This window comes from Lactococcus formosensis (assembly GCF_037892375.1).
In the GTDB taxonomy this organism is placed as follows: domain Bacteria; phylum Bacillota; class Bacilli; order Lactobacillales; family Streptococcaceae; genus Lactococcus; species Lactococcus formosensis.
The window spans coordinates 1,384,970-1,411,595 of the sequence record NZ_CP141721.1; the positions used below are offsets into that span (position 1 = coordinate 1,384,970).

At 37.5% G+C, this 26,626-nt stretch carries 18 protein-coding genes; 15 read left to right on the forward strand and 3 right to left on the reverse strand.

Annotated elements, in window-relative coordinates; genetic code table 11:
• Window positions 1-75: 75 nt before the first annotated feature.
• Genes VNN39_RS06800 through VNN39_RS06825 form a run of 6 tightly spaced genes read left to right on the forward strand, consistent with a single transcriptional unit; the run spans window position 76 to window position 8,185 of the window.
• Window positions 76-2,313 carry an LTA synthase family protein gene (locus VNN39_RS06800; RefSeq protein WP_096369304.1) on the forward strand — a complete coding sequence of 746 codons (2,238 nt, stop codon included), beginning with the start codon at window positions 76-78 and terminating at the stop codon, window positions 2,311-2,313.
• 6 nt (window positions 2,314-2,319) lie between these two features.
• Window positions 2,320-2,742 (forward strand): EbsA family protein, encoded by a 423-nt coding sequence (locus VNN39_RS06805; RefSeq protein WP_017369216.1) that lies wholly within the window; start codon window positions 2,320-2,322, stop codon window positions 2,740-2,742.
• Entirely contained in the window at window positions 2,696-4,270 is a 1,575-nt protein-coding gene (locus VNN39_RS06810; RefSeq protein WP_165714803.1) for an ArnT family glycosyltransferase, read from the forward strand. The genes VNN39_RS06805 and VNN39_RS06810 overlap by 47 nt, the downstream gene beginning before the upstream one ends.
• Window positions 4,254-6,347, forward strand: a complete 2,094-nt coding sequence (locus VNN39_RS06815) for a hypothetical protein (protein WP_165713414.1) — start codon at window positions 4,254-4,256, stop codon at window positions 6,345-6,347. The genes VNN39_RS06810 and VNN39_RS06815 overlap by 17 nt, the downstream gene beginning before the upstream one ends.
• Entirely contained in the window at window positions 6,340-7,443 is a 1,104-nt protein-coding gene (locus VNN39_RS06820) for a YibE/F family protein (protein ID WP_338997186.1), read from the forward strand. The genes VNN39_RS06815 and VNN39_RS06820 overlap by 8 nt, the downstream gene beginning before the upstream one ends.
• Entirely contained in the window at window positions 7,436-8,185 is a 750-nt protein-coding gene (locus VNN39_RS06825) for a YibE/F family protein (RefSeq protein WP_165711533.1), read from the forward strand. Before VNN39_RS06820 ends, VNN39_RS06825 begins: the two co-directional genes overlap by 8 nt.
• 427 nt (window positions 8,186-8,612) lie before the next feature.
• Here VNN39_RS06825 and VNN39_RS06830 read toward each other — a convergent pair whose 3' ends face one another.
• The gene (locus VNN39_RS06830; RefSeq protein WP_338997189.1) at window positions 8,613-9,941 is read right to left on the reverse strand and encodes a hypothetical protein; all 1,329 of its coding nucleotides are present in this window, start codon (window positions 9,939-9,941) and stop codon (window positions 8,613-8,615) included.
• 485 nt (window positions 9,942-10,426) lie between these two features.
• Here VNN39_RS06830 and VNN39_RS06835 point away from each other — a divergent pair, with 485 nt between their 5' ends.
• From VNN39_RS06835 to VNN39_RS06865, 7 genes are all read left to right on the forward strand, one after another.
• On the forward strand, window positions 10,427-13,822 hold the full coding sequence (locus VNN39_RS06835) for an Ig-like domain-containing protein (RefSeq protein ID WP_338997190.1): 3,396 nt from the start codon (window positions 10,427-10,429) through the stop codon (window positions 13,820-13,822).
• Between the two features lie 198 nt (window positions 13,823-14,020).
• Window positions 14,021-14,830, forward strand: a complete 810-nt coding sequence (locus VNN39_RS06840) for a Cof-type HAD-IIB family hydrolase (protein ID WP_096369312.1) — start codon at window positions 14,021-14,023, stop codon at window positions 14,828-14,830.
• A gap of 8 nt (window positions 14,831-14,838) precedes the next feature.
• The gene (gene ftsY / locus VNN39_RS06845) at window positions 14,839-16,140 is read left to right on the forward strand and encodes a signal recognition particle-docking protein FtsY (protein WP_165711531.1); all 1,302 of its coding nucleotides are present in this window, start codon (window positions 14,839-14,841) and stop codon (window positions 16,138-16,140) included.
• A gap of 160 nt (window positions 16,141-16,300) precedes the next feature.
• A complete protein-coding gene (locus VNN39_RS06850; RefSeq protein ID WP_004256224.1) occupies window positions 16,301-17,272 on the forward strand; it encodes a ribose-phosphate diphosphokinase in 972 nt (323 codons plus the stop codon).
• A gap of 34 nt (window positions 17,273-17,306) precedes the next feature.
• On the forward strand, window positions 17,307-17,984 hold the full coding sequence (locus VNN39_RS06855; protein WP_270264956.1) for a helix-turn-helix domain-containing protein: 678 nt from the start codon (window positions 17,307-17,309) through the stop codon (window positions 17,982-17,984).
• 106 nt (window positions 17,985-18,090) lie between these two features.
• Complete coding sequence (gene leuS, locus VNN39_RS06860) at window positions 18,091-20,571, forward strand: leucine--tRNA ligase (protein ID WP_338997195.1); 2,481 nt, start codon at window positions 18,091-18,093, stop codon at window positions 20,569-20,571.
• A 153-nt stretch (window positions 20,572-20,724) separates the two neighbouring features.
• The gene (locus VNN39_RS06865; protein WP_213496061.1) at window positions 20,725-21,534 is read left to right on the forward strand and encodes an alpha/beta fold hydrolase; all 810 of its coding nucleotides are present in this window, start codon (window positions 20,725-20,727) and stop codon (window positions 21,532-21,534) included.
• Window positions 21,535-21,546: 12 nt separating this feature from the next.
• On the opposite strand, the gene VNN39_RS06870 is transcribed toward VNN39_RS06865, so the two are convergent.
• Window positions 21,547-22,716: an AI-2E family transporter gene (locus VNN39_RS06870; protein ID WP_338997198.1), complete on the reverse strand. Its 1,170-nt coding sequence runs from the start codon at window positions 22,714-22,716 to the stop codon at window positions 21,547-21,549.
• Between the two features lie 134 nt (window positions 22,717-22,850).
• On the reverse strand, window positions 22,851-23,204 hold the full coding sequence (locus VNN39_RS06875; RefSeq protein WP_165711525.1) for an iron-sulfur cluster biosynthesis family protein: 354 nt from the start codon (window positions 23,202-23,204) through the stop codon (window positions 22,851-22,853).
• Window positions 23,205-23,458: 254 nt separating this feature from the next.
• Here VNN39_RS06875 and VNN39_RS06880 point away from each other — a divergent pair, with 254 nt between their 5' ends.
• Window positions 23,459-25,441, forward strand: coding sequence for an FAD-dependent oxidoreductase (locus VNN39_RS06880; RefSeq protein ID WP_338997200.1), 1,983 nt, complete (start codon window positions 23,459-23,461; stop codon window positions 25,439-25,441).
• A 198-nt stretch (window positions 25,442-25,639) separates the two neighbouring features.
• On the forward strand, window positions 25,640-26,599 hold the full coding sequence (menA, locus tag VNN39_RS06885; protein ID WP_004256242.1) for a 1,4-dihydroxy-2-naphthoate polyprenyltransferase: 960 nt from the start codon (window positions 25,640-25,642) through the stop codon (window positions 26,597-26,599).
• The last annotated feature ends 27 nt before the right edge of the window (window positions 26,600-26,626 follow it).

Genomic DNA, 26,626 nt, shown 5'->3' on the forward strand with positions numbered 1-26,626 from the left:
CCATATGAAGCTTAAGCTTAGCTCAAGGCTCATTTGTTAGAATTATTCTCAATGTAAAAAAAGGAAATTACTCTTGTGCAAATAAAAAATAAATTGAGGCTTACCTTGAAAAAATTACTTAATAGTTTTAATACACGACTAGGTTTAGTATGCTGGTCGACCTTCTTTATTTGGGTCAAAACCATGATTGCCTACTTTTCTGTCTTTAAGGGGTTAAACTCTTCTAACATTGCAGATTATCTATTAGTCATTGTTAATCCAATAGGCTTTACAGCAATCTTCTTTAGCTTAATACTGTTTGTTAAAAGAAAGCAGCTTTTCTACTTAAGCATGCTGTTGATGAACTTGATTGGAAACTTATTGGTTTATGGGAATATTCTCTATTATCGTGAGTTTTCAGATTTCCTTACGCTTAACACCTTGACTGGGGGAGCCGGAATGGTCGGGAAAGGTTTCGACTTAGGTTCTATTGCTGTTTCTTGGGTGGATCTCGTGTTCTGGATTGACATTCTCGTTATTCTTGTGCTTTTTCTGACCAAGAAGATTAAGATGGATGAACGTCGTCCTACGAATATTTTTGCCTTTAAGGTTTTCAGTGCCTCAGTCATGATTTTTGGATTGAACTTTTGGATGGCTGATCTCACTGAACATCGTCTAGTTTCACGACAAGCGCAATATGATGCCACTTATGTTGTACGTTATTTGGGCTTAGGCCCATGGTTAGCGACCAATAGCTGGTATACTCATGTGTCCAACGAAACGAGAGCTATGGCTTCCAAAACAGACTTTACAAAAGTTCAAAAATACATTCAAGAAGATCGCTATCTTGCGCCAAATGCGAAGATGTTTGGTATTGCGAAAAACCGGAATGTTATTGTGATTCACCTTGAATCACTGCAGCAAGATGTTATTAATATGAAGGTAAATGGTGAAGAAGTTACACCTTTCTTGAATTCACTTTATAATAATAATCCTTCCGTGTATTCTTTCTCAAACTTCTTTAACCAAGTTGGGCAAGGTAAAACTTCTGATGCAGAAACTATGCTTGAAACTTCAACATTTGGTTTATCATCTGGCTCACTTTTCTCAAGCCTAGGAAGTACACAGACTTTCCAAGCTATGCCGGCCATTTTGCAACAAAAAGAAGGCTATTCAAGTGCTGTATTCCATGGTAATGTTGGTTCATTTTACAGTCGTAATAACGTTTATCGTAATATGGGTTATCAAAATTTCTTTGATCAATCTTTCTATGATCTCACGCCAACCAACTCTACTGCCTGGGGTGTTAAGGATAAATACTTCTTTAAGGACTCAATCCCATATCTTGAGCAGTTACAGCAACCTTTCTATGCGAAATATTTGACGGTTTCAAATCATACGCCCTATACAGGACTTGAAGATTATGAAATGAATCCGAAACTAGTAGAAGGCGGCTCTGGAAACTCAGTCGTTGATAACTATTTTGTGACGGCTAATTATCTAGATTCATCGGTTAAAGATTTCTTCGACTACTTAAAAAAATCTGGACTTTATGAAAAATCTGTTATTGTTCTTTATGGAGATCATTACGGAATTTCTGGTTCCGATACAAAATATTATGCCCCATTCATCGGTAAAAGCGCAGACAACTGGACAGAGTATGATAATACGATGATGCAACGTACACCGTTCATGATTGATATTCCTGGTCAAACATCAGGACATATCAGTGATGAATTTATCGGTGAAATAGATGTTATGCCAACCTTAGAGCATTTGCTTGGTATTTCAACGAAAGATTATATTCAATTTGGGCAAGATGTTTTTGCACCTAAACGAGAACAATTTGTTGCACTCCGAAATCGTGGTTTCGTTACACCAACTATTACGAAATCAAGCGCGACAAGTTCGGTTTATCATGATACAAAAACCGGAGAAGTTCTGAAGTTAAACGAGAGTCAACAGAAGTATGTTGATAGCATCCAAGAAAAAGTTAATAAAATGTTAGATATGTCGGATACTTTCAATACGGAAGATCTGCTTCGTTTCTACACACCACCTGGATTTAAGCCAGTACAACCGGGCAACTATAGTTACAACGTTACTTCAACAAGGAATCGTCTCAAAGAAGAACAAGATGTCCTAAAAGCACGTTCAACATCTCTTCTTTCAGAAAACCAGGGAGTATCTACAGTTGATCTCTTTAATGATCCAGTCTTAGCGGCGAAAAAAGCTCAAGAGGAAGCTGAAGCAACAGCAAAAACAAAAAATAAAGAAAAAGAAGATGCCAAAAACTCATCTTCTGTCAGCAAAAACGAAGAGAAAGGAAAGTAAAATCTTATGAAATCAGGATATTTTCAGCCTTTAAGCAATATTTATAAAATAGCCTGGATGTGGTGGGTTATCCTTCTTTCTTTCCAACAAGTTCTTTTCTATGAAAACAATCTTCGAATGAACTGGTTTCAAATAACTATTCTTGTCTTCTTGGTTCTCGCTTTCTATTTCTTGGTGAGACAACGTCGCTTTTTTGCAGCGGAGAATGCACTTCATTTTTCTCGTGATTTTCGTTTGGGTATGCTTGAGATTGATTTCAATTATATGAGTTCAGTCAAACTTACGTCAAGAACGCTTCGTTTTATCTATGTTGGAAAAGAATATCATTTTGTTGTATTGGGAAAATCCAATCAACTACTACAAAACGTTTTAAAGGAAAATAATGTTGAATACACTACATCAACACTTAAAAGATCCGCGAAAGTGTAAGATCTTTTGGTCTCTTATTTTTGGCCTCATTTGGCTTGGGACAAATATCTATGTTATTATGGAAACACCTGTTTGGAGTGAAAAGTACATCACAGCTTTTATCCTTGGGAATATCTGTATGTTTATCGCAGCAGCTTACATGGTTTTCATCTATCGTTCGGTCAAGAAAATCGACACACTTACAGAAAGTAAAATCCAGCATTACTATAAAATGTCAATGTGGATTTTAGGGCTTGCAGTATTGCTTGTGCCTTTTTTCTTTATTATTCATGTACCTGACACAGCACACGACTGGGATTTCTTCGTAATATTTAGAGATACCATGCAGCTTGGTGGTCGTTCATTTGCCAATCTTCCGATGACTGAAGATGAACTTCTCTACTTTTTACGTTATCCAAATAATCAGTTCTTTGGGATTGTCTATAACACTCTTTTTGCACCTTTCACAACCAACTTATCGAGAATTATTGCGACAACTGTTGTAGCGGCAATTCTGACAAGTATTTCTGTATTGGGTGGATCATTGATCATTAAAAAGATTTCTAATCTTAAAATGGCCTTGATTTACAATTTGGTTGCTTTTGGTTTTATACCGTTTTATCTTTATGGAGCACAGCTCTACACAGATACAGCGACATTACCATTTGTCATTTTTGGCTTACTCTTCATGATTTATGCACTTCAATCAGAGAAGACCAGCAAGATGATCATCTGGTGGATAGCAGCATGCCTTGTTGTATTCTTTGGCTACAGTATTAAACCTACTGTTTTCATCCCAATGATTGCTGTCTTTTGTTTCCTGGTACTTAACCGTAAATGGAAAAAACTGCTTATTATGGTTCCTGTAGCAGCGTTGCTCTTTGTAGGTGTTCATCAAGGAGTTAAAGCAGTTATCGCAAACGAACCAGCTTTCTCAGAACAAGCCAATGACCGATATAATCTACCGATGATTCACTGGGTGACGATGTCTTTTGACCCTATCAATAAGTATGGAGGCTTCAATCCGGATGTCTTAGCATACTCTCAATCATTTACAGATGTAGCATCGAAGAAAGAAGGAATAAAGCATCGTTTTATTGAAAATCTCAAGGAAATGGGTGTTCCGGGTGTTCTGGTTCAATTGTGGCGTAAAATCATGTATACGTGGTTTAATGGTGATTTGAGTAATTTCTTCTACACATATCGTCATTCTAATCCCTTTATTTTCCGTTATTTTGACTGGACGAGCTTTGCTCCAGAAGAAGGGAATATTACGGGCTGGTTGTTGATTAAAGCAGCACAAACACTCTATTGGTTAGCCATTGTCCCATTGATGTGGTATGAGATTTTCCTGGGTATTTTCAAGAAACACAAGACAGAATGGTTTATTGTCGGACTTTCAATGGCAGGTTTGACAGGGTTCTTATTGCTTTGGGAAGCTAATTCTCGCTACCTTTATAACTTCGCACCAATAATGCTTATTTTGGCAACCATGGGCTTGGTAGACTTCATTCAACGCAACAGGAGGAAAAATGGAATTTCTGAATAAAAGCATGTATCGTATTTTGCTTTGGCTCTTTATGGCAGCTTTAGCTATTATGGCTGTGCAACCTTTTACGGATGCTGGTTTTGTCGAACCTATTTCGGTTGTGTTGTGTGCTAGTTTGCTCTTTTTTCTCCTCCGTTTTGCCTATCGAAAATTTCATAATATGAATAAAAAAGGCTTGAAAATGTTTATTTTCGCCTTTTTTGCAGTTTTTATTCTTTTGCAGATTTTATCTGTGACTCAAATTCATACAATGGTTTTTGGAGATCCTTGGCATATTCAGGCACAAGCTACACGAATTATGCAAGGAGACATGGTCTGGGATGTTTGGATTAGACAATATCCTAATCTCGTACCTTTAGTTGCCTTGAACGTCGGATTTATGAAGGTTGCAGAAGGACTTCATATCTCTTACTACTTCGTTTTTTATGCATTTAATATTCTTATCAATACTAGCATTTGGGCTTTGCTGATTCGCTTCCTATGGAAAAAAAGAGCAGGCTTAGCAGCCTTTGTTACCTTACTAATGTTAATTCTCCCAATGAATTATGATTTCTTATTGAGGGTAGGATATTCAGATGGATTTGCGATTTTAGTTTTATTGATTATTGCATTGCGCTTTGATAAGATTCAAAGTACAGGCGTGTTCGGTATTTGGCAACTTATCAGTACAGCGCTCTTGTTTACTCTCGGCTTTCTTGCACGTCCTAATGTGATTATCATTCTGGTTGCTTTAGCAATTTTAGGCTTAGTGGCCTTCAGTCAACGAAAAAAATATAAAAAATTATGGATTTTAATAGTTAAGCTCATTTTAGCTTCTTTTGTTGGTATTATTTTGGCAATGGGAGTAACTCGTGGATTAGCAAGCGCTATGCAGTATGATTTAAAAGGCCCAGATGTATTTCCTACTGTAAACTGGATTTATGAGGGTCTAAATACAGAATCAATGGGCGAATGGACACCCATTGATCGTGATTATACACTCAACCACTTTGGTTTTGAAACAGCAAAAGAAGCCAATATTGCTGGAATTAAAGAGCGTTTAATGCACTTAGGAAAAAATCCATGGATGATCCCAATACTCTTATTGGCGAAATTTGGGCAGCTTTGGTCTTGCGGAACGTTCGCAACGGCTACGGATTATCAGCTTTTCTCTGGTTATTACAACTGGACAAAAGCTCCAGGTTGGATCATTGATAATATCGGTGCCATTAATATCTTTATCTCAACTTACGCTAAAGCGCTGATGACCGTATTCCTCTTTGCCATTGTTTACCGCCTTTGGAAGACAAAAAAAGAGGAGATATCAGTTTTTTCTCTAGCAATTTTAACAACGATGGGAATTACACTCTTTCATACTTTACTTTGGGAAGTTAAACCTCGTTACCAATTCATGACCTTTGCTTTAATCATTCTTGCGGCTGCACTCAGCTTTGATAAAATTTTTTCGGAAAAAACTGTCTTTAGACCTGAAAAAGGGCGAAGCAAGCTTTTGAAAATAGCTTATCCAATTATGGCTTTGTTATCTTTAGGGCTGATGTTAACATTGATGCAAAAACAACCAAAACAAGCAATTGTCGTGAACGCACAGCAACATTCGGTTAATCACTTTGGTTATAGTAAAGGGAGTATTGACTTAGGTGCAGGAAAAAGTATTTCTCAGTCTTTTGACTTAACAACATCGGCTAATCGTATTGATTTCAATTCTTATGCGAATATGGAAATGAAATTAATTCTTGAGAAAAAAGAAGAAGATATATGGAAAAAAGTGGGTGAAACTCCAATCCTTGCAGAAAATGCTATGACTGTTTTGGAAACAGCTATGCCCGTTGGGCATTATCGTATGCGAGTAGAAAATATTCAAAAAGTTCCTGTTACGATGGGCTTAATGACGAATACGGAAAATCTAGATTATCCGCATCTGATTGAGTTACCCAACAGTAAACATGCTTCTTTTGGCTTCTCAATTTCACAAAATGAGCCAAAAACAAAATTTCCCTTGGGATTGATTCTCACCTTTGCGGTTATTTATATCTTAGGATATTTTGTCATTTTGACTGTGGTAAAAAACAATGATTAAATTCTTTCTAAAAAAAATTATTCTGCCCTGCTTGGTTGCAGTGGCAGCTTTTGTTATCGTTGATCATAACGCACGATTTTATCATGAACCTTTAGGCCTTATTGAGGAAGTAAAAACTATTGAAAAGATAACTTTAAGTGATAATTTCAACAATAAAGATACAGAAATACAGCAAAATCTTAAAGTCAGGATGCTCAATACTTCACAAAAAGATCAGGTTTTAAATCTTAAAAATATCTCCAATCAGTCCCAACTCACCGGCCAGCTTTACCGTAAAAATCAAAAAATATTATTACGTGAAAGTGCGGGAACGATGCAGATTGTTGGTCAGAAGCGAGATGCATTGATGGTTAGTTTAGGTGTTCTTTTCATCGGACTAACCTTGAGTTTTATTCGATGGCGTGCAGCACTCTTCCTTACCTTATCCCTTCTACTCAATCTTCTATACTTTGTTTTAGCGATTGCTTTTGATATTCGTTTTACTTCTGTAAATGCGCTCATCACTTTTTCTTGCTTGGCATTGGTTTTTGCGATTAGTTCATTAGGTTTTGTTTTAGGCTTTACGCGGCAGATGTTATTTACTTTGTTGACCACAGTTCTTACCAGCCTTTTGACATTCCTGCTGACTTTTTCTGTTTTAAAACTTACCGGAAATTCAGGGATTCATTTTGAAATGATGAATTATGTAACCCAAAACCCAATCTTATTTTTCTTTGTAGGTGCAATCATTAGTGTCTTAGGGGCAATTATGGATGGTACAGGAGATATTGTTGCTGGTTTATTTGGTCTTTATCGTCAAAATCAGTTTAATAAAATAAAGATGTCTCAAAAAGACTATATTAAGTCCGGTATGGAAATTGGGAAAGAAATTATTGGAACATTGACAAATGTACTCTTTATGATTTTCATGGCGGAAACGATACCCATGACTTTACTTCTTTTAAGAAATGGAAATACGTGGAATTATATCGCAGGCACAGCTCTAAATCTGGGTCTACTACAAACAATTATTTCTGCAATTGGTATTGTACTTGCAGTTCCAATCACAGCTGTAGTGACGAGTTTCGGACTAAGAAAGGAAGCAGTAAATGAATAGTTTAGTTGTTCTCTTCATTGTTTTGACTGTCTTAATTATTTTAGTTTCGGGTGTTGAAGGGATAAGAAACCTCATCGGCCTAGCGCTTAATTTCATTTTGATTTTTGCAATGATAACTCTGCTTTCTTGGGGGATGAATACCTTTATTCTCTTAAGTGTGGTGTCGGTGCTTATTCTGGCAATCGCAATATACATGTCTTCCGACGATAATATGGTAACAAATATTTCCTTTAAAACAAGCCTTATAGTTGTATTTTCTCTTCTTATTTTAGCTGTTTTGGTGCAGTACATTGGGAACCTCCAAGGCTTTGCAATTGAAGATACAGAAGAGCTAGAAGAACTATCGCTAGCAATAGGATTGAATTTCTCTAATATTGCAATTGTTGTCATGGTTATTTCGATGTTGGGTGCAGTTGCAGAAGCGGCCATGGCCTTGGTTGCCAGTTTATCTGAAGTTGTAGAACAAGATGAGCAGATGACATTGCCACAGTTTAAAGAACAGCGCTTTATAATTTCACAGCAAATTCTTGGGACCGCTGTAAATACACTTTTTTTTGGTTTATTAGGATCATCACTAAGCCTTATTCTTTGGTTTATTAGACTTCATTATAGCTTTGCTGAAATAATAAATTCTAAATTACTCATGGCTGATATGGCATCAATGCTTTTAGGAATGCTTGGAATTCTGTTTGCTATTTGGCTCTCTGGATATTTCGTTGAAAAAGAATTTGTGAAAATGTAACTCGAAGTAAAACGATAGCTCAAAAGTTATCGTTTTTTTTGAATTGTTGGTTAATCAATTTGTAACTTTAAAGAAAGTAAAGAAATGATATTGAAAAGAATTAAACTTTTTGATATATTATATGTATGAATAAAAATATATTGGATGGGATTGCAGATCGATTACACATTAAAGGTCTGAACCCTTTACTTTCATTAATGGTCTGGGAGATACTATTATTATTGGTCGTGCTTTTTGCCGTTCTATTAATCATTTCTGTGAATTAAACAACAATGCATGAGCAGTTGCTGATTCTTTTACGTACTTTTATTAAAAAAATATTCTGAATAAAACACTTATCAATGCTAACTAAGAATATAGAATTATAATTTCCATTATACTAATGTATAAAACCATATTCCTAAGTGAATATGGTTTATTTTTTATATTACTTTTCTAATGCGGCAATCTTTGCTTCAAGAACTTTGATTTCCTTTTCTAATGTCTCTTTTTGATCGGGATTTGAGGCAGCTTGAAGCTCTTTCTTCATTTCTTCTAAAGATTGTTTTTGATAAGTAACGAGCTCTTTTTTCTTATCTGTTATTTTTTCTAAAAGCTTGCTTTTATCTTCTTCATTAGGTGGAGTGTATGCTGGAAGTTTTTCATTTTGGAAATGATCAGCTAATAAACTCATTGGTGTAGTTTCTTTATCTTTCATGAGTTTCATTTTCCATGATGAATCATAATGATCTAATAAAAGACCTGCGAAAGCACCAATATCATAAGCTTCCTCTACATTTCCAGTAGAAGTACCATAGCCTTTGGTCTGTTTTCCTAAGGCTTGGATGGCCTGAGCTATATCCTCATCTGTGCGAAGTTGCTCTGGGAAGTAGGTATATAAGGCAACCATAATTTCCATATATTGTGCAGAACCTTCAGTACGGTCCCAATAATGTGCGTTATCAAAGTCAGTTTTATGTTTTGCCTTATATTCATTATAAGTTGCGATAGCTTGCAAAACTAAGTCCATGTCCTTTGGTTGAGCAACAGCCTTCATCAAGTTTTGAATCAATTGATAACGGATAATACGTGCTTCTGTTTCTTCTAGATGTTGGTCTTTTTCTGAGCCTATCTTGGCGGTATTATTTTCAGAAAGCTTATTCCATTTTTCCTGTTCAAAGATATGAAAATTTTCATGTAAGACAAAGACCAAGGCATCGTAAGCTCCTAAGTGGGGATAGCGATTAAGAAGTTCCTTGTCTTTGAGTGTAGCATCATTCAGGGAAAAATACATTCCTCCGCCCTTAAGCTCCTTATCATGCACGCTATAGTTTGCATCTACTCCAAATTTTTCAAACTGCTTGCCGTAATAGCCCCAAGTACCGGGAGTCTCTGAACGTTCGACATTCATTTCCTTGGCTTCTTGTTCAGAAAAATCACTGATTTGCCCGTCTGGAGTGATTTTCCACATTTTTTTACTGTCTGTGTCTTCCAACACGACTGGAATATTTGTCACAGCACTCTTCGGCCAAATCTTTTCAGCGACTTGATTATATTTTTTGAGTTGTTGTGCAAAGATAGGGACAAAATCTTGCACTGTTTCAGGTTGATTTTTATTTGGAATAAAATTAAAAGCTGCTTGCTTTTTGTTTTCCTTACTTTGTTTAGAATCTACAGATTTTGATTTGTTTGTATTTCCAGTCGAGCAGCCAATAAGACTTGAACTTAAAATGATGATCCCTATACCTGCAGTTATTTTTACTATTATTTTTACCATGCTTTTTTCCTCTACTTGTTTATCATTTTTATCTATACAATGTTTTATGAGTTTATATAAATCCTCCTCTCTTTTGAAGACCCTTGTCCCTTGATGGAGAACAAAGCATTCAAAAAATAAAATATTAGTTATTCCAGATAAATATCATAAAAGCACTCTAAATATTAGTACGTAAATAAATCTAAAGATTCACTCAAAAAATATTTTGAATAAAAAGGTTAAATTAACGTGTTAATTATAGATAGTTTTCGCTATTAATTAAGTGTTATGAAGTTTTCTTCTTAGCCGTAGCAGCTACGAATTACAAAGGGAATAAAAGAGATGTTTTTATGAGACACTGGACTATTCTGGCATCTGAATGTAATGTAAGTAAAATAAATATCTTTTTAGTGATCCCAAAAACAATAAAGTTATATTGTTTTCTAAGTATTGATGATTGTGAGATAATAGTAATATAATTAAAATAAAATGAGAGTGGAGCACTTATGTACAAAACACCCCATCACTTTTCTAGTTCAGATGCGAGACTAGAGCGCTTAAAAAAATTTGGTAATGTGATAATGACGGCTACAGTGGCTGCAGGATTAGGTACTGCAGTAGGAATTGCTTTACCTGTTAAAAAAGCATCAGCAGATGAAGCAGGCCAAGAAATCATTGCTAAGCAACTTAGTAACTTCGCAATTTCAAATAAAGCTGATGATGCTGTCTTACGCTCAGAAATTGAACGCTCCCTTTTAATTTCAGCATCAGCTGCCATTTATGCAAACACGTCGGAAACAATAATTGATGGGTATATTGATGAGATTGTAGATACGTTATTCTATCAGCTCCGTGAAGCTGGAACACCTGTAGGTGTGAATGACATGTCGGCAGTCGTAAGCATTGATGGGCATAATGTGTCTTTTAACCTTGAAATTTTTGTCTATGATGATACGCAGGCCTTTCTGGAGGATAATCATTTTGTCCTCTTTGATCAAGCACCTGTACAGCAAGACCAGAGTGAGGAGATGAGAAATTTGGCAGGGGCTGTGACCTATAAGGTACAAACTGGAGAACTCCTCTCCACTGTAGAGCCGCAGCAGATACAGACGGTAGCACAAGCTTTTGATACACTAACCATTGTTGCGAGTGATCCAAACGGGAATGACCGTATCAATGCTACAGGTACAGCTGAGCCCTATACGACAGTTACCGTGACTTGGCCAGATGGCACACAGACGCATAATATCCCAGTAAATGCAGAAGGAAATTGGACTGTAGAAAGCCCTACATCTCAAAACACTGGTGAGCTAAGTGCTACTTTTATTGACTTGGCTGGGAATATGAGTTCGCCAGTAATTACTCAGTATGTAGACCTTACACCACCTGTTAAACCTACAGTTTTTGTTTCTAATGTAGACAATGACCGCTTCCCTACAGCCTCAGGCAGCATGTTCGGAGAGTTTCAGACTGGGACGACGATTACGGTTACTTGGCCAGATGGCACGATGACTGCTGGTATCCCGCTTGATGCAGCGGGGAACTGGACTGTTGAGAGCAGTAATCAGCAAGCTTCTGGAAATGTTACTGCCCAAGCGGTTGATCCCGCTGGAAATACAAGTCCAGAGGCAGTTGCCCCTTGGGAAGCTGACTTCTATGCAGAAATTGAATTTGATGCAGAACCGGTAAACCCGAGCAACATCATCTACAAAGGACAGTTTTTCGATGTTACAGGTACAGTCACAGATGTGGAAGATGGGCAAAGTGTTACCCTTACAATAAGTAGTGGTGGAGGAACTTCAAGGGTCTTTAGAACGATTGTCGAGAATGGCAAGTGGAAAGTTTCCGATATTGACTCCACAGACCTTAATCTTGGTTCTCTCGGTATGTCTGTTGCAACAGTTGATCAGGCGGGAAATCAAACAAGCACTGTTTGGGTGACAGCTGTCTTCACTCCTCCAAGTATTGAGATTCTTGATGCTATGACTGTTGTTGAAGGTGAAAGTAGCCAATTCGTTATTAGTTTAGAAACAGCCCTTGCGTATGACGTTGAGATTACCTACCAAACGAAGTCTGGTACAGCCAGTGAAAGCTCAGACTTTATCGGGAAAACAGGAGTGGTTGTTCTTAAGGCTGGTCAAAGTTTTGTTGTTGTTGATGTCGAGACGCTTGATGATACTTTTGACGAGGCAGATGAGGAGCATTATAGTTTGCAGTTGATTTCAGCAAAAGCACATATCGGTAACCAACTTTTAGCACTAACGCTAGGAAAGACAGAGGCCCAAGCAGCAATTAAGGATAACGATAGAGGATTTGTCGTAGACACACGAGCTGTTGTTCACATTAACCCCGTCAGTGCTATCTATGAGAGTCAGATTTTAAATCTTTCAGGCTATGTAGAAGATATCGAAGATGGGCAAGAAATCATTGTAAGACTCTCCTCTGCTCTCGGAGGCGTCAAGGAGTATCGAGTTATCATTGCAAATGGTCAATGGATAATCTCCAATATTGATTATAGTCAGTTTCTAGAGGAGCACACGGTATCAGTGGAAGTCACAGCTGTTGCTACAGATCAGGCAGGAAACACAGCATCAGACGGAGAAGTATTCGCCATATTGCCTTTACCAACGGTTCGTGTGACCGATAACCCAACAGTTAAAGAAGGAGAGCAGGCAGAGTTTATCTTTAGTCTGGATCAAGAACAACCTTATGATGTTTATTTGACATTTACCAGCTTGAGCGGTAGTGCGGGTGTAGATGAGGATTTTGAAAATCTTTCAGGCGGTGTGTGGATTAGAGCGGGGCAAAAACAGGTGACTGTCTACGTGTCTACCAAACAAGATTCGATTGTAGAGCTAGATGAAAACTTTATGGTTGTCATCTTAACGGCGCATCTGGACTTAGACGGAGATGGGACTATTTCAGAAACAGATTTGCCTATCCGTATCCTACCACCAGCCAATGAGATTATCTTAGATGACGATACATTGACAGATACGGAACATATCAACAATGTTAGGATTGAAACTGTTTCAATCGATAATCACTTGACCTTGCTTGAACAAGTGCAAGAAAAAACTGTAATTACGGGACAGGCTATTTTACCAGAAGACACCGCTGAATATACCTTGATAATTAAAATCTATAATCATACTTACGAGGCAACAGTTGCTACAGATGGTTCATGGACCCTAACAGTGCCGACGATCGATTTACTGCAAGATGATGATTTGAAGGTCGAGGCGTTTTTGATCTCTAAGGATAATGTAGGAAATAGTGCTGAAAGTTCACACTACTTAAACTATAAACTAGAGCGTGATATAGAGGCACTAGAGGGTGCTACATTAGATATACTGCATGTCGCTCAGGATGATCGTCTGTCACTCGTTGAACAAGAACAAGGTACTGCTATCATCGAAGGGATATTTAGTCTCCCACCAGATGTTAGAGAAAGTAGTCTTGCAGTTCTTGTTGGAAATACGACTTATCTTGTAAGTTTAGGAGAAGATGGTTCTTGGCAAGTGAATGTACGTATGGAGGACCTTTTGCTAGATTTAGACCGTACGGTAACTGCGATTTTAACTGTAATTGATCAATCAGGAAATAGTAATACACTTGTTAAATCTAGAGTGTACAGTATTGACACAGAACTTTTGTTATCAAAAGAAAAAAATGATGTTGGAGTGGAAAAAATAACTTCACTACCTGTTCTGCAGACGGTGCAAGTTCCTCAGGCTAATGATAAAGTATTTGCTCTTGAAGTAGTTGCTGAAGAAAAGGATAAGGTCAATGAATTACCTGATACAGGAGAAAATCTTGACTGGACACTAACTGCAACTGGAATTTTACTGCTTACTTTAGTAGCTTTCTTGAAGAAGAAACAATCTTTGGCAAAACTTTGAAAGCTAAATATTAATTAATTTTTAAAGGCAGTCTGAGAGTATCAGATTGTCTTTTTTGAGGGGGAGAAATCAACAAAGAAATACGATACACTGATAAGAAATGAGGAATAATCTTTTTCAAAAACAATAGAGAGACTGTAAACTAATAATATCAATAATTAACAGCTGTCTTCTCATGGAGTATGTTATAATATAAGCATGACAAATGATGTAAAATTGATCGCTTTAGATCTTGATGGGACACTGCTGAACAGTGCAAAAGAAATTTCTGCTCCAAATATTGAAGCAATCCAAGAAGCACGTCAGAAAGGTGTAGAAGTAGTTTTGACAACTGGGCGTCCTCTTGCAGCAATTCAACCTTTTTTGAAAACATTGAAGATGTTAGATTTTGATGATTTTAGTATTACTTTTAATGGCGGCTTGGTGCAACGTAATACAGGGGAAATTCTTTCAAAAAGAGTACTGAGTTACGATGATGTTCGTCTGATTAAGCAAGAAACTCAGGCTTTAGAAATTCCTTGTGATATTTTGAGTGATGACATTGTCTATGTCACTGAGAGTGCACGACAATCCCAATATGGTTTTATCAACAGTCTTTTAGAATTTCATCCCGTAAAATTTGAAGACCTTGCTCAAGATGCAATTTATAATAAGATAGTTTCTTGCACAGATGCATCTTTTCTAGATTTACAGATTCCTAAGTTTCCCAAAACATTATTTGACCAGTTTGAAATTTTTAAAACACGTGATATTTTGTTAGAATTCATGCCCAAAGGAATAAATAAGGCCTTTGGTTTATCAAAATTGATTGAGCAATTGGACATCACACCTGAAAATGTAATGGCAATGGGCGATGAGGAGAATGATTTAAGCATGATTTCATGGGCTGGTTATGGTGTTGCAATGGGGAATGCTGTACCGACAGTGAAGAAGGAAGCCAATATCATTTCACGCTTTACAAATGATCAACATGCAGTTGCTGAAGTGATTCAAGAGTATGTTTTATAGGAGGAAATATGGGATTATTTGATCGGTTATTTGGTAAGAAAAAGGAAACCGAAGAGGTTCCTGAAGAAGTTGTTGAAGTAAAAGAACAGCCAGAGGTTGAATCAGAAGAAATAACGGACGATGTAGCTGAAGCAGAAGAACAGGTTCAGAACGAGCCAGCTGAAGAAGCTTTAACGGAAACGATACCTGAAATTGTAGCTGAATTTAGGCAAGAAACGTCAGCTAAAGAAGCTGAAGAAAAGAAAGAATTTCAAGAAGAATCTGATATCTTGGAAGAAGAAATTGAGGAGATTGAAGCAGCCGAAGTTGAAGAACTTACTCCAAAGGAAGAAGTTCTAGACGAATCTGAAACTCCAGTAGAGTCAAAAGTTCAAGAGGAAGAAAACTCTAATATTGAAGAGAAATACGACAAGTCCTTAGAAAAAACACGTAAAACTTTTGGACAACGCTTTAATGCTTTTTTAGCTAATTTCCGATCTGTAGATGAAGAATTTTTTGAAGAGCTTGAAGAAACACTAATCATGTCAGACGTCGGTGTTGACTTGGCTCTAGAAGTCACGGAAGAGTTACGAAATGAAGCTAAACTGGCAAATGCAAAATCACAAGAAGCATTACGCCAATTAATTGTTGAAAAAATTGTAGATAAGTTTGATGATGAAAAAGTACCTTCTGAGTTAAATTTACAAAATGATCTCACTGTTTTTCTATTTGTGGGTGTAAATGGTGTAGGTAAGACAACAACGATTGGTAAACTTGCACATCGTTATAAAAATGAAGGTAAAAAAGTCCTTCTTGCAGCTGCGGACACTTTCCGTGCAGGTGCGATTGACCAACTTGTGGAATGGGGCAAACGCTCAGATGTACCAGTCGTAACGAAACCAGCGGGATCAGATCCAGCGAGTGTGGTATTTGACGCTGTCGATAAAGCAAAAAAAGAAAACTTTGATATTCTTTTGATTGACACAGCAGGTCGTCTGCAAAATAAAGACAATTTGATGAAAGAACTCGAAAAGATAGGGAAAATCATCAAGCGTGAACTGCCCGCTGCACCACATGAAGTAATTCTCGCTTTGGATGCAACAACAGGCCAGAATGCTATTCAACAAGCTAAAGAATTTAGTGCAGTGACACCAATTACGGGGATCGCTTTGACTAAGCTAGATGGTTCTGCAAAAGGGGGAATTGTCTTATCTATCGTCCAAAGCTTAAAAATTCCGGTAAAACTTGTCGGGTTGGGTGAAGGCATTAACGATCTTACAGATTTTGATGAAGAATTCTTTGTTCGTGGTCTGTTCAAGGAGCTTATTTAGTAAAAAATGTCCATCTGGAAAAGATGGACTTTTTTTCTATTTTAGGATGAAAGTGGGGAAGTAACAGACTAGGTTAGTTTATCGGGACTTGAAAAAAAATACAATTCACGATAAAATGGAAAGGTCTAATTAGAGAACTGTTTTATATAGAAAGGCTATCATGTCGTATTCAAATTTGAAGTTATTTGCACTTTCCTCTAACCAAAAGTTGGCGCATAAAGTCGCAAAAGAAATTGGTATCCAAGTTGGAAAATCACGCGTGCTCACTTATAATGATGGTGAAGTCGAAGTCAAAATCGATGAAAGTATCCGCGGAGAGCATGTCTTTATCCTCCAATCAACAAGTGCTCCTGTTAATGAAAACTTAATGGAACTCTTGATCATGATGGATGCCCTAAAACGTGCCAGTGCTGCCTCAATCAATGTGGTTATGCCTTACTATGGTTATGCCCGTCAAGACCGTAAAGCACGTGCACGCGAACCAATCACATCAAAATTGGTCGCAAATATGCTTCAAATTGCGGGTGCAGATCGTTTGATTACCTTTGACTTGCACGCCGCGCAAATTCAAGGGTTCTTCAATATTCCTGTGGATCACCTCATGGGTTCACCATTGATCGCTGATTACTTCCGCCGTCACGGCTTTGCTAATGGCGATGACTTGGTTATCGTATCTCCCGACCACGGCGGTGTAGGTCGTGCACGTAAGTTAGCTGCTTTCTTGAAAGCACCAATTGCAATCATTGATAAACGTCGTCCACGTGCCAATGTTGCTGAAATCATGAATATCATTGGTGATGTTAAAGGTAAGAAATGTATCTTGATTGATGACATGATTGATACAGCTGGTACAATTACATTGGCGGCAAATGCCTTGAAAGAGCTTGGCGCTACTGAAGTTTATGCTTCATGTACACATGCGGTTTTATCAGGTCCAGCTATTGAACGTATTGAAAGTTCAGGAATTAATAAGTTGGTAGTTTTGGATACTATTGAAATACCAGATGAACGTCGCAGTGATAAGATTGTTGAAATTTCAATCGCACCATTGCTTGCTGATGCTATCATCCGTATTCACGAGAAGCGTCCATTATCACCACTTTTCGAATTGCACATCCCTACTGAAAATTAAGAGCAGAGTGACCTTTGGGTCACTTTTTTGAAAAATGGAAATAGAAAAGATAAAAGAACTTTATCGCAACGTAGATCGAGCAGAGCTTAATCTACGTGAACGTACTTTAATAGCTTTACTTTCTGAGCCTTCTACTGACTTCTCGTCTTTACCAGCAGGACGTTTTCGTATTTTACAATTTTCTGTTGCAAATTTTTCAGAACTTGTAGAAAACCTAAAGTTTATCTTGCCTGATGTAATACGAGAAAATGCTGAAAGACAGTTCGTTCTGGAAGAATATACTGGAACTAACCTGAGTAAATCAGAGCTTGCAGATAGCCTAAAAGTCTTGTCTCAAGATATGGGAGAGACATTTCAACATTATATTGGAAGCTTTGCTTCCAAAGAAGAGTTAGAACATGTCTATCAAGAAGAAACGCAGTTTTTTCAGAAAAAAGAAAGCTTTAGTGAATTTATTCTGGCCCAGGGCCTCAAGCATGTCGAAAGTTTATTATTGAATAACGTCAGACAAGAGCTTCTGCAAAGTCCAGAAGACAAGGAACTAGTACGAGCGCTTTATAGTACATACGGTAATCAAGCAGCTGCAGCAAAGTTGCTCTATGTTCATCGGAACACCTTACTCAATAAAGTAAAAAAATATGAACAGAAATATGGCTTACAACTTGTAGGCAGTGATTTAGTTTTAGCGTTTAGTCTCATCGGTCATGAATAATTTTCTGCTCCAGATAAAAAGCAGCGATCTGCTTTTTTGATTTTTTTGATATAATAGAATTTGAGATTTGTAAATATAATTTATAAAAAACGATAAGGAATGAAATATGGAATATAAACACATTGACATTGAAGCCAAGTGGCAAAAATACTGGGCGGACAACAACACTTTCCGTACAGGAACAGACAAAAACAAACCGAAATTTTATGCACTCGACATGTTTCCTTATCCATCAGGAGCAGGTCTTCATGTGGGACACCCTGAAGGTTATACAGCAACAGATATTCTGAGCCGTTATAAACGTGCACAAGGTTATAATGTTCTTCATCCGATGGGTTGGGATGCTTTTGGCTTGCCTGCTGAGCAGTATGCGATTGATACAGGTAACGATCCTGTCGAATTTACAGCGAAAAATATTGCGACTTTTAAACGACAAATCAATAGTCTCGGTTTCAGCTATGACTGGGAGCGTGAAGTCAATACGACTGATCCAGAATTTTATAAATGGACACAGTGGATCTTTACGAAGTTATATGAAAAGGGTTTGGCATATGAAGCAGAAGTAGCTGTTAACTGGGTTGAAGAGCTAGGAACAGCGATTGCGAATGAAGAAGTCCTTCCTGATGGTACTTCGGAGCGCGGAGGCTACCCTGTTGTTCGTAAACCAATGCGTCAATGGATGTTGAAAATTACAGCTTATGCGGAACGTCTACTTAATGATTTGGAAGGACTTGACTGGCCAGAATCAATCAAAGAAATGCAACGTAACTGGATTGGTAAATCAGTTGGTGCAGATGTTAACTTTAAAGTTGAAGGTAGTGACGAAGAATTTACGGTTTTCACTACGCGTCCCGAAACACTTTTTGGCTCAACATTTGCTGTTCTTGCACCAGAGCACCCATTAGTAGAAAAAATTACTACTGCTGAACAAGCTGACGCTGTAGAAGACTATAAACATCAAGCTAGCCTTAAGTCAGATTTGGCTCGTACAGACTTGGCAAAGGATAAGACTGGTGTTTGGACTGGTGCATACGCAATTAATCCAGTCAGTGGCAAGAAAATGCCTATCTGGATTGCTGATTACGTTCTTGCAAGCTACGGACATGGTGCCGTTATGGCTGTTCCTGGACATGATGAACGAGATTGGGAATTTGCTAAGGTCTATGATTTAGAAATCATCCCTGTTTTTGACGGTGGAAATGTGCAAGAAGCCTGCCATACAGAAGGTGGAAAAATTATAAATTCTGATTTCTTGGACGGTATGGAAAAAGAAGAAGCGATTGAAAAAATGGTCGCTTATCTGGAAGAAAAAGGTATCGGTTCCCGTAAAGTGACTTATCGTCTACGTGACTGGCTCTTTAGTCGTCAACGTTATTGGGGCGAGCCAATCCCAATTATTCATTGGGAAGATGGCACAACTACTGCTGTTCCAGAAGAAGAATTGCCATTAGTGTTACCAAAAACTTCCAATATTAAACCTTCAGGTACTGGTGAGTTACCTTTGGCGAATTTAACAGATTGGCTGACTGTGACACGTGAAGATGGTGTAAAAGGCCGTCGTGAAACAAATACAATGCCACAATGGGCCGGGTCGTCATGGTATTACTTACGATATATTGATCCTAAAAACAGCCAAGCCATTGCTGATCCAGAGCTGATTAAAGAATGGCTTCCCGTCGATATTTATGTCGGCGGAGCCGAACATGCGGTTCTTCACCTTCTCTATGCACGATTCTGGCATAAAGTTCTCTTTGACTTGGGTGTTGTTCCAACAAATGAACCCTTCCAAAAACTTTTCAATCAGGGAATGATTTTGGGAACTTCTTACCGTGATAGTCGTGGTGCTTTGGTTGCTACAGATAAGGTTGAAAAACGTGATGGCTCTTATTACAATATTGAGACTGGTGAAGAGCTTGAGCAAGCTCCAGCTAAAATGTCTAAATCATTGAAAAATGTGGTTAATCCCGACGATGTCGTTAAACGCTACGGAGCCGATACTTTACGTGTTTATGAAATGTTCATGGGGCCTTTAGATGCAAGTATTCCTTGGTCAGAAGAAGGGCTGGAAGGTGCACGTAAATTCTTGGATCGTGTGGTTCGTTTGCTCAGCAATAGCATAATCACTGAAGAAAATGATGGTAGCCTAGATAAAGTTTATAATGAAACAGTTAAAAACGTTACCGAGCGCTTGGATCACATGTTGTTTAACACAGCAATTTCTCAATTGATGATCTTTGTAAATGCAGCAAATAAAGCTAAAACATTACCGCTTGAATATGCGAAGGGCTTTGTTCAACTTTTAGCTCCGTTTGCACCTCACCTTGCAGAAGAACTCTGGGTTGACCTCGGTAATGAAGCAGGTATTTCTTATGTAGCATGGCCATCGTTTGATGAAAGCAAACTTGTTGAAAATGAAGTAGAAATTGTCGTTCAAATCAATGGTAAGTTAAAAGCTAAAGTCATGATTGAAAAAGATTTACCAAAAGACCAACTTGAAAAAGTAGCTTTAGAAGCAGTCGAAGTGGAAGGGAATATCGTTAAAGTTATTGCAATTCCAAATAAATTGGTAAATATTGTTGTTAAATAATCTTAAAAGAGCGAGCAAATTTCGCTCTTTTTCTGTTCATTGCAAAACATTAAAGCAAAAAAGCAGGATTTCGTCGTCTTTTTTGCTACAATATGAATAGTTTTTGCTGTCAGAAATGTACAGTAAAAGATTGAGCAATAGAAAGAAGAAACAATGCCTTTTTATACAACAAATGATGGAGTTCAGATCAATTATCATAGCTATGGAGCAACAGAAAATCAAGCAATAGTTTTTATTAACGGCTATTCGGCGAGTGAAGTCACTTGGGCTTTTCAAGTCGATTATTTTGTTGCTGCTGGCTATCGCGTTATCACTTATGATCATCGGAGCCATGGACAAAGTCAAGAAGTAGATTATGGAATGACCTTACATCGTTTGGCGACAGATTTAGAAGAGTTGATGAGCGCTCTGCAACTTGACCGGCCAATATTAGTTGGACACTCCATGGGAGCAGCAACTATTATGGCATATGAAGAACTTTTTACAGACGGAAAGTTAATGGCGATTGTAACAGAGGATCAAGCGCCAACATTTATGAAAGCGCCGGACTGGTTAGATGGACAAACAGGAAAAACTCTTTCCGAATTATCTGATTTTATTAAAGAATTTCCGCGCACAAAATTAACTCATCGTCAATTGACAGATCAAGTGAAACGTGTGCTGGGTAAGGGAATGCTCCCCTTTAATTTTCAAAAGTACCAAGCTTTACTTCAAAATGTGATTACGCAAGATTGGCGTCAGAATCTTACGCGTGAAACGGTTCCACATTTATTTTTTGCAGGTGGTCGTTCTCCCGTTTTCCCACCGGAACATGCTCAGGCAGCAAGAAACCTACAACATAATACACAATCAGAAGTAAGTATTTTTGAAGATTGTGGTCATATCCTTCACGTAGAGAATATTGAGGCATTCAATCAAAGACTTCTTAATTTTATTCAAAAAGTGCAAGAAAAAAAGAGTTAGAAATAACTCTTTTTATTTCTCTTGTTGAGCCAGAGAAAGTTTACTTTCTTTAGCTTCTAGATATTCAATAAAAATAATTTTAAGCAAGGCTGCAATAGGTACGGCGACAAACATTCCTATTACGCCAAAATAAGCACCACCAATCGAGATAGAGATAATAACGATAATAGGGTTAACATTCAAAGCTCCACTCATTAATTTTGGGCCAATGATATTTCCGTCAATTTGTTGGAGAATGATGAGCATAACAATCGTAACGAGTCCTGCTTCCCATCCCCCAGTGAAAAAAGCGATAATCATTGCGACAATCGAGGCAAAAATTGATCCAAAATAAGGAATCATGTTGCAAATACCAATTAGCAAACCTAAAGCCACTGAGAAGGGATTATGAGCGACTCCTGTTACATGGAGGAGAAGCAGTAAGAGCGTGGATAAAACCCATATGATACATGCATCAATAAATTGTGTGGAAATAAATTTATAGAAGATAATATCTGTCTGACGAAGATAATATTTTATTGCTTGGAGATGCTCCTGCTTAACAGAAATCTTCCCAAAGCGGAAGATAATCTGTAAGATACTTTCTTTATATAACAAAAGGTAGATTGAAATGATAATGCCAACAACAATACGGAAGAGCTGTGAAGCAAGTGTAAAAGTAAAGGTACTCAGAGATTCAATGCCGCTGGTAATGTAGCGTGCGGCGTCCTGTGCACTAAACGCATTGACAAAAGAGCGAATAGATTCTTCGATTTGTAAAAAATTATCTAACTCTTGAAATTGATTACTACTGAGCCATTGATAAATATTTTGGTAAATCGTAGGTAATAAGCGTAGAAACTCGAGTAAGTTACGAACAACAATGGGAAATAGATAGTAGATAACAAAAAAGAGGAGAAGAAAGAAAATTATATAAGTGACCAAAATACTAAATTTTCTGGCATGACGCTGTACAAATTTTACATTTAAACGCCTAAAAAGCAAACTAAGCCTATGGATAGGTTTGTCTAAAAAGTATGCCACGATTGCTCCGAGAAATAGAGGAGAGAGAATTTGTAAAAAGTTGGCAATACCTTTTGTAATCGGGGTGATATTTGAAATGACATTAAAAAGTAAGAAGAGTACAACGAAAAAAAGAAGTCCGTTAAGCCAAAGGTTGAAGTTGATTTTTATTTTTCCCATGGGCGAATTGTCCTTTCGGGTAAATTGATATAAAGTAGTTCCTTTTATTGTAATATCATTAGAAAATCCTGTCAATTATTTTAAGAAAAAACACAGAATTTTTCTGTGTGTAGGTTAAAATGTTTGAAAAGCATTTAGTGACGACGATAGTCGACAATCTCAATATGTGGGGCAATCTTTTCACCATCGCCCATAATCTCAATCAAGTGATTAGCTGTAACACGGACACGCATATTTTCATCAAAATACATCATACCCCAAGCTTTACAGTAGAAATCACCTAAGGGTGAGCTGATTTTACCATCAAAAACTTTAGGGACTGCTCCTTTATTAACCGCAACAATACGGTAACGTGTAATGCCACAACAGCTACTTAGGAGTGTCTCACTACTTAAAGTATGATCAAAGTCTAAGACAAAGTCAGCAGGTTTATCTTCAATAAGCGCTAATAGACGCTGTGTAATAGTATCGTCAAATGTAATCTTCATAAAATTATTGTACTACATAGTTATGAGGACATGCCTTAATTCAGCTTGAAAAAGAGGATATATATAGCGCCCAAACAATCAAAACTTGACTAAAAAACACAAAAGACCATGAAGAAATTCGTCAACAGGCTTTTGTTTGTCCGCTTACTTACTCAGAACTACATTTTCGGGCTTTACAAAGCAGCATGAAAGCGATATAATGTTAGATGGAAATTTTTTTCATTATTATATTACTAGTAGGAGACCGATTTTAAATGACTAAGAAAAAAATCGTAGTCATCGGTGGTGGTGTTGCTGGGGTTCATGCAACACGTGAGCTTTCGAAAAAGCTTAAAGCGAATGCTGACATCACTTTGATTGACAAACACAGTTATCATACATCTATGACGCAACTTCATGAAGTTGCAGCAGGACGTGTGCCATTCACAACAGTTCAATATGACTTCCAAAAACTTTTGGGAAAACGTAAAAATGTGAGCCTTGTAACTGATGCTGTTGTCAGTCTTGATAAAGATAACAAGAAGGTTATCACTGAACAAGGAAGCTACGACTATGACTATGTTGTAGTTGCTCTTGGTGGTGAGCCTAATGACTTTGGAGTACCTGGTGTTAAAGAACATGGTTTCACTCTTTGGTCACTCGAAGATGCAATGCGTATCAAACGTCAACTTGAAACTGTTGTTCAATATGGTTCAACAGAAGTTGATGATGAAAAACGCCGTGCACTTTTGACTATTTCTGTTGCAGGTTCAGGATTCACAGGTATTGAAATGGCTGGTGAATTGATTGACTGGCGTAAGAAAGTTTCAACAGATTGGAAAATTCCTGAGGAAGAAATCACAATCAACGTTGTTGAAATGATGCCAACAATCTTGAATACGTTAGATCGCAAACAAGCAGACCGTGCACATGCATATCTTGAAAAGAAAAATGTTAATGTGTTGACAAACCACGGTATCGTTGAAGTTGCAGAAGATCACATCAAAGTAAATGTTGGTGGACGAGACGAAGAAAAAGTTTCAAAAGAAATACCAACACACACATTGATTTGGACTACAGGTGTTCAAGGTAACACAGCAGCACAAACTAATCTTAACGAAACAGAACGTGGACACCGCCTCCAAGCTAACGAGTTTATGGAAGCTGTTGGCTTTGAAGATAAAGGTATCTATGTAGCTGGGGATGTATCCGGCTATATCGAACCAGATACAGGCCGTCCAACACCACAAATCGTTGAAGCAGCAGAGCAAACAGCTCACACAGCAGCTTCAAATATCATCGCTGATATTAACGGTAGCAGCAAACATAAACATGAAAGCAAATACCAAGGAACAATGGTTTCTATCGGATCAACTTGGGGTGTTGCTAAGGTCGGAAGCATGCGTTTGACAGGCTTCTGGGCAATGTTGATGAAAAACATCGTTTACTTTATCTACACATTGCAAATTCGTTCAGCACATTATTTCTGGCGTTATGCTTTGGATGAAGTATTCCGTACAAAAGATGACCGTAACTTCATGCGTGGTCACACTTCACGTTTAGGTAACGTACTCTGGGCTGTGCCACTTCGTATCTTCTATGGTCTCGTTTGGTTGACAGAAGCAATGAAGAAAATTGTTGGTGAAGGTCAACTCTTTAATCCTACAACTTGGTTTGGTAAAGGTTCTTGGTTTACAGATGATCTTAAATTCCCATTTGCTTGGTTGCAAGAAGTACCTAAACATGCAGATGCTGCTGCTGGCGCAACCGGTGAAGCTGCAACTAAAGCTGCAGATGCTGCTGCTGGTGCAACTGGCGCTGCTGCTAGTGGTGGAGCAGAAGCTGCACACAAAGCGACAGAATGGGGTCTCTCATATGCTTATGGTACAGAGCCAATGCCAGTACTTGAAAAAGTACCACATTGGATGGAACCTATCTTTAAGTTCATGATTCCAAATCGTGATGTTGCATTGTTCATGCAAAAATTCATGTCTATCGTTGAAGTTTTACTTGCTCTTGCTATTATCTTTGGTCTCTTTACTTGGATTGCATCAGCTGTAACTGCAGCATTGACAGTGATGTTCGCACTATCTGGTATGTTCTTCTGGGTAAACATCTGGTTTATTCCAGTAGCAATTGCCTTAATGAACGGTTCAGGCCGCGCATTTGGTTTAGATAAATGGGTTCAACCTTGGATTCAAAAAATACTTACCCAAGTATGGTATGGTAAATCTCGTTCAATTTATAAAGGACGTTAATTAAAAAATAGCTCATTAGAGCTATTTTTTATTTCTGATAAATTCCTTCGGAAATTGATTCTGGAGCATTTATCAGCTATAATATAGAGTGTTCATGCTGTCTGGAAAAGATGAGCATCCTAAGAAGAATTAAACATCTAGGAAGTTTGATTGTTTGAAAACCAAAGAAAATATAGTGAAGGATATCCCAAACGCTTTATGACATTTAAAACATTTTTAGAACTTGTTGAAATTAAAACCAAAATTGCCAGTATATTTCCTTATATTATTGGCTTACTTTTCAGTCTGAGTTATTTTAAAACATTTAACGCTGGCCTATCGTTTCTTTTTTTATTGGCTATGCTTATTTTTGATATGACGGTAACAGCGATTAACAATTATCAAGATTTTCAAAAAGCTAAAGATGAAATTTATCAAAAACAAGAAAATATTATTGGTAAAGCTAATCTGTCACCACATTTTGTTAGAAATTTGATAGTATTCATGGTTCTTGTCAGCCTGGGTTTGGGTTTCCTTTTGGCTTATTTTACGGGCTGGCTCTTTTTGGTGTTGGGAGGCATCGTCTTCTTTATCGGCGTTTTTTATACTTATGGTCCGATACCTCTGTCTCGTATGCCATTGGGTGAAATCTTTTCCGGTGGAACAATGGGATTTGGAATCTTTGCAATGGTGATTCTCATCAATAGTGCAGAAAATCCTATTTTTAAACTTGATCTCAACTTTGCGGCAAACTCTTTTGCGCTTTCTGGAGATATAGTTGGTGCTATAGCAATGGTAATTGCGAGTTTACCGTTAGTCTTTACGATTGCAAATATTATGCTGGCTAACAACTTGCGTGATTTGGATACAGATATTAAAAACCATCGTTATACTTTAGTTTATTATATTGGACGTAAACAAGGTATTCAGCTTTTTCAACTGCTTATGTACAGTGCATATTTCTTCATTATTTTAGGTTTTTTCATTGGAATTTTTGAATGGCCAACATTATTGACTGTTCTTTCCTTTCCGATAATTCAGAAGAACTTGAAACACCATGCAGCAGAAGTTCCTGCGCCTCATAGCTTTGTTTATTCTTTAAAAAATATGGTTTTATTTAATAGCTCTTATGCTTTCTCTCTCCTTTTATCGCTTCTGTGGCAAGCAGTAGCAAAATAATTTAAAAAAGGTAGTTTCCTCTTGGGA

Coding starts and splice junctions, on each gene's coding strand:
- VNN39_RS06805 (WP_017369216.1), top strand. CDS start 2,320: ATGAAATCAGGATATTTTCAGCCTTTAAGCAATATTTATAAAATAGCC.
- VNN39_RS06810 (WP_165714803.1), top strand. CDS start 2,696: ATGTTGAATACACTACATCAACACTTAAAAGATCCGCGAAAGTGTAAG.
- VNN39_RS06815 (WP_165713414.1), top strand. CDS start 4,254: ATGGAATTTCTGAATAAAAGCATGTATCGTATTTTGCTTTGGCTCTTT.
- VNN39_RS06820 (WP_338997186.1), top strand. CDS start 6,340: ATGATTAAATTCTTTCTAAAAAAAATTATTCTGCCCTGCTTGGTTGCA.
- VNN39_RS06825 (WP_165711533.1), top strand. CDS start 7,436: ATGAATAGTTTAGTTGTTCTCTTCATTGTTTTGACTGTCTTAATTATT.
- VNN39_RS06830 (WP_338997189.1), bottom strand. CDS start 9,941: ATGGTAAAAATAATAGTAAAAATAACTGCAGGTATAGGGATCATCATT.
- VNN39_RS06835 (WP_338997190.1), top strand. CDS start 10,427: ATGTACAAAACACCCCATCACTTTTCTAGTTCAGATGCGAGACTAGAG.
- VNN39_RS06840 (WP_096369312.1), top strand. CDS start 14,021: ATGACAAATGATGTAAAATTGATCGCTTTAGATCTTGATGGGACACTG.
- ftsY (WP_165711531.1), top strand. CDS start 14,839: ATGGGATTATTTGATCGGTTATTTGGTAAGAAAAAGGAAACCGAAGAG.
- VNN39_RS06850 (WP_004256224.1), top strand. CDS start 16,301: ATGTCGTATTCAAATTTGAAGTTATTTGCACTTTCCTCTAACCAAAAG.
- VNN39_RS06855 (WP_270264956.1), top strand. CDS start 17,307: ATGGAAATAGAAAAGATAAAAGAACTTTATCGCAACGTAGATCGAGCA.
- leuS (WP_338997195.1), top strand. CDS start 18,091: ATGGAATATAAACACATTGACATTGAAGCCAAGTGGCAAAAATACTGG.
- VNN39_RS06865 (WP_213496061.1), top strand. CDS start 20,725: ATGCCTTTTTATACAACAAATGATGGAGTTCAGATCAATTATCATAGC.
- VNN39_RS06870 (WP_338997198.1), bottom strand. CDS start 22,716: ATGGGAAAAATAAAAATCAACTTCAACCTTTGGCTTAACGGACTTCTT.
- VNN39_RS06875 (WP_165711525.1), bottom strand. CDS start 23,204: ATGAAGATTACATTTGACGATACTATTACACAGCGTCTATTAGCGCTT.
- VNN39_RS06880 (WP_338997200.1), top strand. CDS start 23,459: ATGACTAAGAAAAAAATCGTAGTCATCGGTGGTGGTGTTGCTGGGGTT.
- menA (WP_004256242.1), top strand. CDS start 25,640: ATGACATTTAAAACATTTTTAGAACTTGTTGAAATTAAAACCAAAATT.